Origin of the sequence: Undibacterium sp. RTI2.2 (assembly GCF_035018705.1) — a bacterium.
Classification (GTDB): domain Bacteria; phylum Pseudomonadota; class Gammaproteobacteria; order Burkholderiales; family Burkholderiaceae_D; genus Undibacterium.
Window position 1 is genome coordinate 158,581 of sequence record NZ_JASJXN010000005.1, and the last position, 13,043, is coordinate 171,623.

8 protein-coding genes and 1 pseudogene are annotated in these 13,043 nt (G+C 45.3%); 5 read left to right on the top strand and 4 right to left on the bottom strand.

The features are described from left to right. Positions 1-58 precede the first annotated feature (58 nt). The 3 genes from QN395_RS04715 (at position 59) to QN395_RS04725 (ending at position 5,189) form a co-directional block, all read left to right on the top strand. Complete coding sequence (locus tag QN395_RS04715; protein WP_322117866.1) at positions 59-2,365, top strand: TonB-dependent receptor; 2,307 nt, start codon at positions 59-61, stop codon at positions 2,363-2,365. Positions 2,366-2,419: 54 nt separating this feature from the next. Next, positions 2,420-3,901, top strand: coding sequence for a PepSY domain-containing protein (locus QN395_RS04720; protein WP_322117865.1), 1,482 nt, complete (start codon positions 2,420-2,422; stop codon positions 3,899-3,901). A 604-nt stretch (positions 3,902-4,505) separates the two neighbouring features. Beyond that, positions 4,506-5,189, top strand: coding sequence for a MarC family protein (locus tag QN395_RS04725; RefSeq protein ID WP_322117864.1), 684 nt, complete (start codon positions 4,506-4,508; stop codon positions 5,187-5,189). Between the two features lie 99 nt (positions 5,190-5,288). Here QN395_RS04725 and QN395_RS04730 read toward each other — a convergent pair whose 3' ends face one another. The 4 genes from QN395_RS04730 to QN395_RS04745 form a co-directional block, all read right to left on the bottom strand. Beyond that, on the bottom strand, positions 5,289-5,600 hold the full coding sequence (locus tag QN395_RS04730) for a hypothetical protein (RefSeq protein WP_322117863.1): 312 nt from the start codon (positions 5,598-5,600) through the stop codon (positions 5,289-5,291). A gap of 224 nt (positions 5,601-5,824) precedes the next feature. Beyond that, positions 5,825-7,480: a SpoVR family protein gene (locus QN395_RS04735; RefSeq protein ID WP_322117862.1), complete on the bottom strand. Its 1,656-nt coding sequence runs from the start codon at positions 7,478-7,480 to the stop codon at positions 5,825-5,827. An 8-nt stretch (positions 7,481-7,488) separates the two neighbouring features. Continuing rightward, a complete protein-coding gene (locus tag QN395_RS04740; protein ID WP_322117861.1) occupies positions 7,489-8,757 on the bottom strand; it encodes a YeaH/YhbH family protein in 1,269 nt (422 codons plus the stop codon). A 73-nt stretch (positions 8,758-8,830) separates the two neighbouring features. Next, positions 8,831-10,753: a PrkA family serine protein kinase gene (locus tag QN395_RS04745; RefSeq protein WP_322117860.1), complete on the bottom strand. Its 1,923-nt coding sequence runs from the start codon at positions 10,751-10,753 to the stop codon at positions 8,831-8,833. A 382-nt stretch (positions 10,754-11,135) separates the two neighbouring features. Between QN395_RS04745 and QN395_RS04750 the strand changes: the two genes are divergently transcribed. Both QN395_RS04750 and QN395_RS04755 read left to right on the top strand, forming a co-directional pair. Beyond that, a complete protein-coding gene (locus QN395_RS04750; RefSeq protein ID WP_323492567.1) occupies positions 11,136-11,888 on the top strand; it encodes a DUF2846 domain-containing protein in 753 nt (250 codons plus the stop codon). A gap of 661 nt (positions 11,889-12,549) precedes the next feature. After that, a pseudogene (locus tag QN395_RS04755) lies at positions 12,550-13,043 on the top strand (hypothetical protein); the annotation flags it as partial.

The following is a 13,043-nucleotide window of genomic DNA, read 5'->3' on the forward strand; positions in this document are numbered from 1 at the left end:
TGATTTACAGCTCATTTACAGCTCATTTACAGCTCATTTAAAAATTTAACTCAACTCTATGAAATCATCCCTTAAACCTTTAGTTTTACTCATCGCTACCACCTTCTCAGGGGGCAGTCTCGCGCAAGGCGTCGCCAGCGATCAGCAATTGCAGTCGGTGGCAATTGATGGCAACCGCTTGCCGCTCGCACCCAATCTGCCGATGACCACTGCCAGCATGACTGCCCAAGAGTTACGCGAGCAGCAAAATGTTTTTAATCCAGAGGATGTCCTGCGCAATCTCCCCAACACCACAATCCGCAAACGTTATAGCGGCGACCGCAACGCACTCATAGGTGGTCGTAGCTTTGGTACCACACAAGCACCGCGTGGTCTGGTATTTATGGATGGCTATTTGATTTCTAATTTCCTCGGACGCTTTGACGCGCCACGCTGGAACATGATCGCACCTGAGGAAATCGAACGCGTCGATGTTTTATACGGCCCCTTCTCTGCTATTTATCCTGGTAACTCTATCGGCACAACAGTGGTAATGACGACGAAAAAACCGAAGACGTTTGAAGGCTCAGCCCGCTTTGCGGTACAGTCAGAAAGCTTCGATGCGTATGGTCAGAGCGAAACTTTTACGAACACCCAAGCCTCCGTTTTATTGGGCGACAAACTGGCGTCCGGCTGGTCCTATCGATTGATGCTGAATCGTCAGGATTCTACCGGCCACCCTATGCAGTACTACACAGTCAACGCCAATGCTGCTGGCATTTTTGTCCCGCCTACTGGTAGCAAGCCAACGACGCCAGTCACTGGCGTGCAATACGATGCTGCACCAACCGGACAAACCCGCGCTGTGTTTGGTGCCAACGCTGGCGCAATTGACCACACCGTACAAACCACTGCAAAAGCGGTCGCCGGCTACGACATCACGTCAGCGATCAGTGCCGAGGCAATGCTTGCCTGGTGGACGAATGACACCGTCACTCGCAACAACAGCTTTTTACGCGACGCAAACGGCAATCGGATATGGTCGGGGCGCGTCAGCAACAACGGCAACGTCTTCGATATTCCGGCGAATAGTTTTGCCCCTTACAACCGTGCAGAAACCCATTTGCAAGCGGGTCTGACCGTCAAATCCCATTATCAGACGGGCTGGAATATGTCAGTCGTCGCCAGTCAATATCGAATACTTAAAGACCTGCAACGCAATGCTAACTTTGCTGACCCAATCGCGGCCAATGGCGGTGCCGGTAACGCAGTATTGCGAGATGGCACAGGCTTTCGTACGTTTGAAGTCCAGTCTGCCTACACACCAGTGGCGGGTGATTTTGGCGATGGCAAACACGCATTGACTTTTGGCATTCACGCCAACGATTACCATTTACAACAAAGCACTCAAACCCTGAACAACGACTGGCGTACTGGCGCAGGCGCAGAGAATCAATTTGTTGGCGGCGACACTCGTTTGTTTGCGCTATACGCGCAGGATGCATGGCGCTTTGCAAGCGACTGGAGAGCCACATTTGGTTTGCGGCTAGAATCTTGGAAAGCCTTTAATGGCGTGCAACGGTTTATCCCTGGCGCAACCCAGAATTATACCGAGCGATCTATCTCAGCCGCCTCACCTAAAGTATCACTTGCATGGGAAGCCACCGACGATATGACTCTGCGTTTATCTGCAGGTCGCGGTACCCGCTTTGCTACCGTGGCAGAACTATTCCAGGGATCGCAATCAGGTAGCGCCATCGTCGTGAATGATCCTAATCTTAAACCAGAACAATCCGATGCAGTAGAGCTGATGTTAGAAAAGCGCTACCGCAATGCCAGCCTGCGGGTTTCGCTTTTCCAGGATGACATACGCAACACTATCTGGAGCCAGACCAATACGGCTGTTTTTCCTAACATCACCAATGTACAAAATGTGGGACGAGTCCGCACCCGAGGGATAGAGTTGGCAGCAGAGATGGACAACCTCTTTATCAATGGCCTTAATCTGGATGGCAATCTGGCTTTTAACGACAGTAAAATTATCGAGAATGATAATTTTATCGCCTCCGTCGGAAAAACCTGGGTACGTATTCCACGTGTGCGCAGTGCCGTCACACTAAGCTATGCGACGAGCAACAAATGGAGTGTCGCCGGGACTTATCGCTACTCCGGTCGTCAATACAACGAGATGACGAATATCGATATCAATCCAGATACCTATGGCGGTTTATCACGGGTTAAACAACTAGATTTGCGGGTGTTATTTAAGCCAGCAAAAGGTCTGGAACTAGCAGCAGGTATCGATAACGTATTTGATTATCGCGCTTATCAATCGCATCCTCTACCAGCGCGCAATTTGTTTGCCGAAGCCCGTTACGCATTTTAATTTGTAGCACGGAGCAGCGCTGATGCCCTGCTCTATTTTTGTTCAAGGAATAATATGAGCACTCATCTGTCTACTAACGAAGCATCAAGCGGCAACACCGCAGCCATGTTATATCGCATCTTTTGGCGACTACATTTTTGGTCAGGTTTAATGACTGCACCTATTCTTTTATTCGCTGCGGTCAGCGGCATCTTATATATTTTTACGCCGCAAATCGAAGCATGGAAATATCAGGACTTAGATCAGGTAGACCGCATCATGTCTCGCTTGCCGCTAGACCAGCAACTGGCAGCAGCACAATCTGCGTTGCCAGGAAAAACCGTCAAAACAATCATCCCAGCGTATCTGGAAGGTGAAACCACCAAAATCGTTTTTGGCGAAGCAAGGCAAGAGCGCGAGCAACTATTACCGAAAGCATCGATAGCGGCGGTACCGGCAGGAACAAACACTAGCGAGCACAGTGATCATATTGAGCACAAGCATCCAGCGCCTGTCGATAAAATCAGTAAGGAAAGTAAGACAGATCATTCAGAGCACAATACCAACCAGCCTGCGGCTGCCGAAACAATCGTTGCCTATGTTGATCCCGGCACGGCAAGAGTACAAGGGGCATTGGCAGAATCGGATCGTTTTCGTAACTGGTCACGCAAGCTGCATTCAAATATGTTGCAAGGTGACGGCTGGCGTTGGCTGATTGAGCTGGGAGCGAGCTGGATGTTATTGATGATGATCACTGGCATCTATCTCTGGTGGCCACGCGGCAAAGCAAGTTGGCGTAGCGTCTTGCAGTGGACAGGAAATAACACCGCGCTAAATACTCGCGCCAACTGGCGCTATCTGCATAGTATCGTCAGCGTTGCCTTAGGATTAGTCACACTGACGATCTTATTAACCGGCATCACCTGGTCAAAATATGCGGGAGAAAATTTCCGCATGATTCAAAACCTGACATCACAAAATTCGCCCAGAGCACCCAAAAATCTGATCTCAATCGTACCAGTTGATGGAGCTGCTGCACTGAGCCTGCAAGCCATATATACCAAGGCAAAACAGCTCGCACCCGATATACAAATGCAATTGACGCCACCAAAAGCTTCGGGCGGTATCTGGCGTGTAGAAAACTATGATCGTAGCCAACCTGCAAAGCGATTTCAGCTAGTATTAGATGCCTATGCAGGCAACGCTTTATACCAGTCTGACTGGGCAAGCTTACCGACCCTGGCACGCGCCACCGCAGTTGGTATCGCTTTCCATCGCGGTGAGTTTGGATGGTGGAATCAAGCTCTACTGGTGTTAGTAGGATTAAGCGTGATGTTCTCCGTCATTTCAGGCTATGTGATGTGGCTACAACGCCGCAAAGCAAGATCCATTTCTGCGCCTAAAATCCAAAGCTATCATATACGTGCCGTCCCCTGGTGGATGTGGGTCAGTTTGCTGGGATTGGGTATTTTCTTACCCACTCTGGGAATGAGCCTCTTAATCATTTTAAGTTTAGAAGCAGGTGCACTGCTGTGGCAAAGACAGCCTGTAATGTGAAAACAATTGAGTGCAAGACAGATCACTAACTAAATAAAGGTAAGCTCTAAGCATGTCATTCCTGCGTGCTGTTAGCAAGAATCCAGCGGCGTTCATGATTTAACAAACGTCTCCGGACTTTTGCTATCACTTAAACCCAGATTTTCCATTGGAACAGCGACAAGTGCGCCTTTGGCGGACTGACTGGCTAGACGCGACGACGACGCAAGCTGCATCTTGCTAGGAGGAGCAACAACGCCAGGCAGTTCGCCAAAGGTGCAATTATCGCTGTAGCGCTCCCAATCAAATCGCGGTGGTGCTATCCCTCTGAAGACCGCACGCCGTCTGCGTTTTTTGCGAAGTGGTAGCGGTCTAATGGAAAATCTGGGTTTAAGAATATCGCTTGCTAGCGATGATCACTGCACAGAAGCGAAGAGCAAACAAATAGATTTTAGACATTTCCTAAAAAAAGCATCGTCCAATCATTATGCGGCTTCCAGGCCATTTTCGCGCTACAAGCCCCAGAATGATTGGACTACTATTTTTGAAATCTATAAATAACGCAAATTCGCTTTAAACCTCAATACAACTTTATAATCAAGGCTCAGATTTTTCAGGAGTTGTTATGAGCATTTCAGTGATTGTTTTTTTTAAGGCCTTGATCGTGGTTCCGATCACGCTGCTGCCCATCTTAAATCCGATAGCGATTGCGCCGATTTTTCTCTCAATGACCGGGCCGATTGAGACGATTGTTGCTCGTCGTCTGGCAAAGCGCATTGCACTGAATTGTTTTTTCTTGTTGATGGGGGCGATTTTTATCGGCTCTTATGTTCTGGATTTTTTCGGTATCTCACTCCCTATCGTGCGGGTAGCGGGTGGGATAGTCGTAGCGATGGCAGGCTGGAAGCTATTGAATGACCAAGAGCAAGATAAGTTGCGCACTTCGGTTGCCGAGTCACAAATAGGTATATGGAGCAAAGAAGAATTGCGTCGTCGTAGTTTTTATCCCTTTAGTTTTCCGTTAACGGTCGGTCCCGGAACGATTGCGGCATCGGTCACACTGGGCACGCAAATGCCAAACAAGCCGGTGGATTTTCTGATTACCAGTATCGCTTCTGCTATTGGGGTTTTGTTGACAACTTTGGTAATCTATCTGTGCTATCGCTTTGCCCGCAATATGGAGCGATTTTTAGGTGATATCGGAGCGATCGTTTTGTTGCGTTTATCCGCTTTTATTTTGCTTTGTATTGGTATTGAAATTGGCTGGACGGGAATTTCTGATTTGCTAGTGGATTTGAAATTGCATTAAAAATTTGGACTTACGCAAAAGCGCCATGCAAGTAAGATTGCATGGCGCTTTTTTTAAACTCTATAAAGAAATAAGCTCAGCTACTCGGCCTAAAACCAATCAAGCTGCGACCGCTGTTATCGGCGTCTCAGCCAACATCAACGCGTGTTCTACCTGTGAGGATTCATCGCCTACTTTACTTTGCCAGGCGCGGACAAAATACTGCTTTTCTTTTTCGGTCGGTGCAACATGCCAGATCACCATCAACGTACCTTTGTGATCATGGACTTTGGCTAACTTGGTAATGCAAGTGGTGTTGCCATCAACATCCGCCAGACCAATGGCGTAGCCATATACTCGGTATAAACGCTCCAGCCTGTCCGGCTCTGTCTCACTGTGGGTTGCAGAAATTTTTGGATGGTCGAGGTACATCTTGCACACTCCGTCGAATGGTTTAGCTGAGAGAATTCTGATGTTTTTCTTAACGATGCTTGCTGCATCGCACAGTGGATACGCATCAGTGCTGCGCTTATTCTATCCGATAGACCGACATTAATTGAGGGCTGTTGCAAATTTAATCTAAGTTAATCTAGGGTATTTGCATTTTATGGCGCTTGTTCAGAGCACCATAATTACTTAACGTGAATCAATCGGAGTTAACGTACGCGGCTACGTTTCTCCCATTTACATTCTTGTGTATGTAATATCTTATTTTGCGTATCGACGGTCTCCAGATACACATCAAATCCCCACAAGCGCGCTACGTGTTTGAGCATTTCATCGGTTTGCTTATTTAACGGACGCCGTTGATATTCGGTATGCCTCAGCGTCAGCGCCCTGTCGCCTTGCAAATCTACGGACCAGACCTGAATATTAGGCTCACGATTACCCAGATTGTATTGTCCTGCCAATTGCTGGCGCAGGTATTGGTAACCATTTTCATCATGGATGGCAGAGATATTTAATTTATCCTGGCTATCATCATCCAATACCGCAAAGAAGTGAAAGTCACGTATCAATTTAGGTGATAAAAATTGGGCGATGAAACTTTCGTCCTTAAAATTACGCATCGCAAAATCTAACGTCTTTTGCCAATCGCTGCCAGCAATATCCGGGAACCAATGTTTATCTTCCTCAGTTGGATTTTCACAAATACGCCGGATATCACGCATCATCGCAAAACCGAGCGCGTAGGGATTAATTCCACTGAAATGACGACTGGTCACAGGCGGCTGATAAACGACGTTTGTATGACTTTGTAAAAACTCAATCATAAAACCATCACCAACAATGCCCTCGTCATATAGCTGATGCAAAATCGTGTAGTGCCAAAAGGTTGCCCATCCTTCGTTCATTACCTGGGTTTGGCGTTGGGGATAAAAATACTGAGAAATCTTGCGTGTAATACGCACTAATTCACGCTGCCACGGCTCTAGCAAAGGCGAATATTTCTCAATAAAGTAGAGTAGATTTTCTTGCGGCTCGTGAGGAAAGCGTAGCACTTCCTCACTCGCTACTGTCTCATCGCGGCGTGGCAAAGTGCGCCATAAGTCATTAACTTGTGATTGCAAATATCGCTCGCGCTCTTCTTGTTTTTCTCGCTCTTCTGCCAGCGACAATTTAGCGGGACGTTTGTAACGATCGACTCCGTAATTTTGTAAAGCATGGCAAGAATCCAGCAATAACTCCACCGCTTCTACACCATAGCGCTGCTCACAATCGCTAACATAATTTCGGGCGAATACCATGTAGTCAATGATCGCATCGGCATCAGTCCAGGTCCGGAATAAATAATTCCCTTTAAAAAAAGAATTATGTCCATACGCAGCATGGGCAATTACCAAAGCCTGCATGGTCAAACTATTTTCTTCCATTAAATAGGAGATGCAAGGATCAGAATTAATCACGATCTCATACGCTAAACCCATCTGGCCACGTTTGTAATTTCTCTCAGTCGATACAAAATGCTTACCGAATGACCAGTGGTGGTAAGAGACCGGCATACCAACGGATGCATAAGCATCCATCATTTGCTCTGCGGTGATGATTTCTAATTGATTAGGATAAGTATCGAGGTGAAAATATTGTGCAACACGACGGATTTCATCATGCACTTGTTCGATTAACTCAAACGTCCATTCGGACTGTTCTGGCAAGCGATGAGGATTTTTAGGACGCACTCCGTCAGTCGGTATAGTAGCGCCGTTTACATTGGCACGGTTGGTACTGTTAGCATTGACATCACTGGTTTCATTCACTTCACCAGTGCTTTCTGTCTTACTAATTGCGGTATGGTTTTTGTCGCTGTCCATGGCCGACCTCATTTGCTTTGTTTCTTGAACAACTCTCTGAACACTGGGTAAATATCCGCCGGTGTCCGAATTTTTTGCATCGCAAAGTGCGCATGATGATCTGTTACCTGGGCGTATTCCTCCCATAAATTTTGGGGGTCGCCCTCGGTGATTTCTACGTAAGCATAGTATTGAACCAGCGGCATAATTGTATTGATCAATAACTGGCGGCAGGCGATAGAATCATTATCCCAATTATCGCCATCAGAGGCTTGCGCTACATAGGCGTTCCAATCACCACTGGGATAACGTTCTTTGATGATCTTGGTCAGCAAATGCAAAGCAGAAGATACGATGGTGCCGCCTGATTCGCGTGAATGAAAAAACTCATTCTCATCCACTTCTAATGCAGCTGTGTGGTGACGGATAAACACCACATCAATCTTTTCATACGCTCTGGTCAAAAACAGATACAACAAAATAAAGAAACGTTTAGCGATTTCCTTCTTTTGTTCGTCCATAGACCCCGATACATCCAACAAACAAAACATGACAGCTTGCGTAGAGGGTTTCGGTACTTTGATGCGATTGCTGTAGCGCAAATCAAACGGATCAATAAATGGGATTGCCAACAAACGAGTACGCAGATGATGTATCTCTTGTTTTAGCAACACGATGCGCTCATCCGCCATGTCGGAGACCGTTTGCAACAAATCTGCCATTTCGGCTTCTGCTTGTTTTAATCGTCTTGCAGATCTGCCGCCGACGGCAATACGCCGCCCTAAAGCGCCGCGTAAAGAACGGAGTACATGCAAGCTGGAGGTGGTGCCTGAGGTTTTGTAACCGGCGCGCTGGCTTTTGAAATCAGTGGTGGATGCCAGTTGAGTTTTGATCAGATTTGGCAGCTCCAGATCTTCAAAAAAGTAATTCATGAATTCTTCACGGCTAAGCTGAAAAACAAAATCATCCTCACTTAACTCGTCGCTATTACCGGCTTGCCCTTTTCCTGATCCTGCACCACCTTTGGGCCGGGCAACCTGATCACCTTTTAGATATTCTTGATTACCAGGTTGCACTGTCTCCCACACACCACCTCTGTCATGACCAAAGGTAGGTTCACTTACATCCTTAACTGGAATGCGAATATTTTCGCCATTTTCAAAATCAGTAATTGAACGCCCTTTGATCGCGCGTGCAACCGCCTCTTTAATCTGCCCTTTGTAGCGCCGCAAAAACCGCTCACGATTTGGGGCAGATTTATTTTTTCCCTGTACACGTCTATCTATCAGATGAACCAAAGCGGTCTCCTGTAAAGATACTGTTTTAAAACCTCACCTAGATTGAATCAGCCCAATCATCACGGCTTTCAGCTTAAGAAGACTTTCTCACTCGCAAATACCATTCGCATAACAAGCGTACCTGTTTGGCCGTGTAGCCTTTTGCAACCATACGCGACACAAACTCCTGATGCTTATTAGCATCGTCGGCGCTCGCCTTGGCATTGAATGAAATGACTGGCAATAACTCTTCGGTATTAGAGAACATTTTTTTCTCTATGACCGTGCGTAATTTTTCGTAACTTGTCCAGGTAGGATTTTTACCAGCGTTCTGTGCTCTGGCACGCAACACAAAATTGACGATCTCGTTTCTAAAGTCTTTAGGGTTGGAAATGCCTGCTGGCTTTTCAATTTTTTCCAATTCATTGTTTAGTGCATCACGATCAAAACTTTCACCGGTATCAGGATCGCGGAACTCTTGATCTTGTATCCAGAAATCGGCAAAGGTTACATAACGGTCAAAAATATTCTGGCCGTATTCGGAATAACTTTCTAAATAAGCGGTTTGAATTTCTTTACCAATAAACTCTGCATAACGTTGTGCTAAATATTCTTTAATGTAGGAAAAATATTTTTGCTCCGTTTCTGGGGCAAACTGTTCACGTTCAATTTGCTGCTCCAGTACGTACAAGAGATGAACGGGATTTGCAGCTACTTCGGTATTATCAAAATTAAATACTTTCGATAAAATCTTGAAAGCGAAACGGGTAGAAAGTCCATTCATTCCCTCATCAACGCCGGCATAATCCGCGTATTCCTGACGCGATTTTGCTTTGGGGTCAGTGTCTTTTAAGTTCTCACCGTCATAGACCTGCATCTTGCTAAAGATGCTGGAATTTTCCGGCTCTTTCAGCCGTGATAATACGGCGAACTGCGCCATCATTTTTAATGTGCCCGGCGCGCAAGGTGCTTCGGACAATGAAGATGTACGTACCAGCTTGTCGTAAATTTTTACCTCATCGCTGACCCGCAGGCAGTACGGTACTTTGACAATATAAATACGATCTAAAAAAGCCTCATTATTTTTATTGTTCTTAAAAGTTTTCCATTCAGATTCGTTTGAGTGCGCCAAAATAATGCCCTCAAACGGAATCGCGCCAAAGCCTTCAGTACCTTTAAAATTACCTTCTTGCGTCGCAGTCAGCAATGGATGCAGCACCTTGATTGGCGCTTTAAACATCTCTACAAATTCCATCAAACCCTGGTTGGCAAGACACAAGCCACCCGAGTAACTGTAGGCATCGGGATCATCTTGTGCATAATCTTCTAACTTGCGGATATCTACTTTGCCGACCAGAGAAGAAATGTCCTGATTATTTTCATCGCCAGGTTCGGTCTTAGAAATCGCTACTTGTTTCAATACAGATGGGTAGCGCCTGACCACACGGAATTGATTAATGTCACCATTAAATTCATGCAAGCGTTTAACCGCCCAAGGACTAGGAATATTGCGTAAATAGCGCCGTGGGATCCCAAAATCTTCTTCTAAAATCGTTCCGTCCTCAGCCTCATCAAACAAGCCCAAAGGCGATTCGTTGATGGGCGAATCCTTAATACAATAAAACGGAATTTTCTCCATCAAATACTTCAGCTTTTCGGCTATCGAAGATTTACCGCCACCGACGGGGCCTAACAAATACAAGATTTGTTTGCGCTCTTCTAAGCCTTGTGCAGCATGACGGAAATAAGATACGACTTGCTCTATCACCTCTTCCATTCCATAAAATTCTCGGAAGGCGGGATAAATTTTGATGACTTTGTTGGAGAAGATGCGTGAACGTCGGGAATCATGACGCGTATCAACCATTTCTGGCTCACCGATCGCGGCCAGCATGCGTTCGGGGGCGGTGGCGTAAGCCAATGGATTTTTCTTACATAATTCTAAGAACTCTGGCAAAGAATATTCTTCTTCACGAGTCCTCTCATACCGTGCTGTGTAGTTGTCAAAGATTTTCATAGTGATCTCCTTTGATAGCGATAGACCGATAAGCTGATAGACAAAGCAAGCTAACTAGAGTTCCGACACTTTGCTTTTATGCACCCTACAACTTTAGTGTAGGTGAATTTACAAAAAAAGTTGGCGAAATTCGTGAAATTTTGTGTCTCAAACGAAACATTAAATATTTATCCGTAAAAATCAAAAGCATATCCCCTAATAATTTTTTTCTACAGATGCAAGCTAATTCAAATTTAAATGTAATTAAGCAGAAACTAAACGCCAACTTTGTGGCGGCGACACCAAAGCGTCGTGCAAGCATTTCTCCATTTGTAACATTTAGCTTTTCATGTCAGCAAGAATTTGCTTAAATAGGAGCGCTATTTTTATCAACAGGAAAAACATGAAACGTTTGCTCGGCACTTTCAGATCACTCAGATTACTTACACTCAGCGTAATAGCGCTATCTAGCTTGGCCTCCGGCCTGTTAACTGGTTGTGCATCGGTACAAATGGCCAGCCAAGAGCAGGATGTACGAGCTAAAACCTTTAAAACTAATCCAAGCCAAGCCAATATCTACATTTATCGCAATGAGCTCTTTGGTGCCGTCAGCAAAATGCCGGTAGAACTCGACGGAAAAGAAATCGGCCAGACTACGTCAAAAAGTTACATGTTAGTCAGCGTTAATCCTGGTCAACACAAGTTGGCATCAAAAGCAGAAAACGAATCAGTTTTAAGTATTATGACTGAAGCCGGGAAAAATTATTTTGTCTGGCAAGAAGTCAAATTAGGGTTTATATCGGCGGGCAGCAAATTGCAATTGGTCGATGCAACAACGGGTCAAGCTGGGGTCAATGGTTCTGAATTAATCACTATATCCGGTGCCTACAGCACAAAGTTCGCGTCATCCAGCAACAGGGCTTCTAGTCAAATAATGGATGGCAATGGAACTGCGTCGCTGCAAAAAGTAGAATTCCGTCCTGGAAGTTCATCGGTGACGGTAGAGAAACTAGCGAAACAAAATAACTGCAATGGAGGGCAAGGAGCGGGCTTGCTGACGCCACCTGGTCCAATAGAAATTTATCGTATGAGCTGTGAAGGCGGCGGCACGTTTATGGCGCGTTGTGAATTACGCCAATGTCAGATGATGAAATAAAGCGCACATTAAAATGCATTAGCTATGTGAAATAAAAGTAAAAAAGCGCCGGTGATTGTTTAATACAAACAATCACCGGCGCTTTTTTATTGACTGATTTTTTGCGCTTGGCATATTTGATTGAATCAAGGTCACTAAAAATCCATTATTTTTGCAAACGAAAATCGTCAACAATCAATGTGAAATAAACCTCTGACCCGGCACAAAAATATTTGATTATTCACCTCACTCAAAGACTAAAAATCTTTCTCAAATTCTAAATCACTAGAAGCTGATTTAGCTATGTCAATAGCAGATGACAAACTCATTGTTTTGTCATCATCAAAGCAGATCAACAACTACCAACACCTGTTACGAAAATATTTATTCGTAAGCCGGACAAAAAAATTGAAACATTTGGAAACATTTTTGTTGGGCCATATCTGGCGAAAGTGACTGATTCATGTCTTTCATCTTAGCGAAGTTGAGTATAGTGTTTGCTTTCATAACGACAAAAAAAATACAAATAAACCGGAAGGAAATCGCTTCATACACGTAGTACAACTGACATTAAAACAGAGACTAATAATGGCGTTAAAACAGACGTCAAATTAGCTCCAATATTTTTTTAAAAGCAAAAAAATGCTTTTTCATCTCTACCTTTTTGTATAGAGAAACCGTAATGATTTCGTCAAACTCATGGCAAGCCCAATCTGCCGTCTTTTTAATCGGGCTTGCTACGATCAGTCTGCTAGCACCAATCACAGCACACGCAAATTTAATCGATAGCGCCACTACCTCCTCCGTCCAAAATAGTCGTAACTCTGGAGCGCATGATGAGCAGGAGATCGTATCGTCACTGCCCCGATTGACTTTGCAGCAAGCGCTGGAATATGCGTTGCAGCACAACCGCGATCTCAAGCTTGGCAATATTGCGATTGATACTGCCAACGCGATGAAAACGATAGCTGCTGCGCCGCCTAATCCCTTGCTGACGCTGCAAACCGCTGGTATTAATCCCAAACTGGGAATCGGCGCAGGAAAACCTAAAGATAAAACTGTCGATAGTACGATCAGAGTAGATCAATTGATAGAGCGCGGCGGCAAACGTGATTTACGGATTGAGAATGCCGGCTATCTGGAAACCGCAGCACACCAGGACTGGCACGATGTCCG

What these genes read in the sequence shown, in the direction of transcription:
- QN395_RS04750 (WP_323492567.1), top strand. Translation starts at nt 11,136, where the DNA reads ATGAAACGTTTGCTCGGCACTTTCAGATCACTCAGATTACTTACACTC.
- QN395_RS04745 (WP_322117860.1), bottom strand. Translation starts at nt 10,753, where the DNA reads ATGAAAATCTTTGACAACTACACAGCACGGTATGAGAGGACTCGTGAA.
- QN395_RS04715 (WP_322117866.1), top strand. Translation starts at nt 59, where the DNA reads ATGAAATCATCCCTTAAACCTTTAGTTTTACTCATCGCTACCACCTTC.
- QN395_RS04735 (WP_322117862.1), bottom strand. Translation starts at nt 7,480, where the DNA reads ATGGACAGCGACAAAAACCATACCGCAATTAGTAAGACAGAAAGCACT.
- QN395_RS04730 (WP_322117863.1), bottom strand. Translation starts at nt 5,600, where the DNA reads ATGTACCTCGACCATCCAAAAATTTCTGCAACCCACAGTGAGACAGAG.
- QN395_RS04725 (WP_322117864.1), top strand. Translation starts at nt 4,506, where the DNA reads ATGAGCATTTCAGTGATTGTTTTTTTTAAGGCCTTGATCGTGGTTCCG.
- QN395_RS04720 (WP_322117865.1), top strand. Translation starts at nt 2,420, where the DNA reads ATGAGCACTCATCTGTCTACTAACGAAGCATCAAGCGGCAACACCGCA.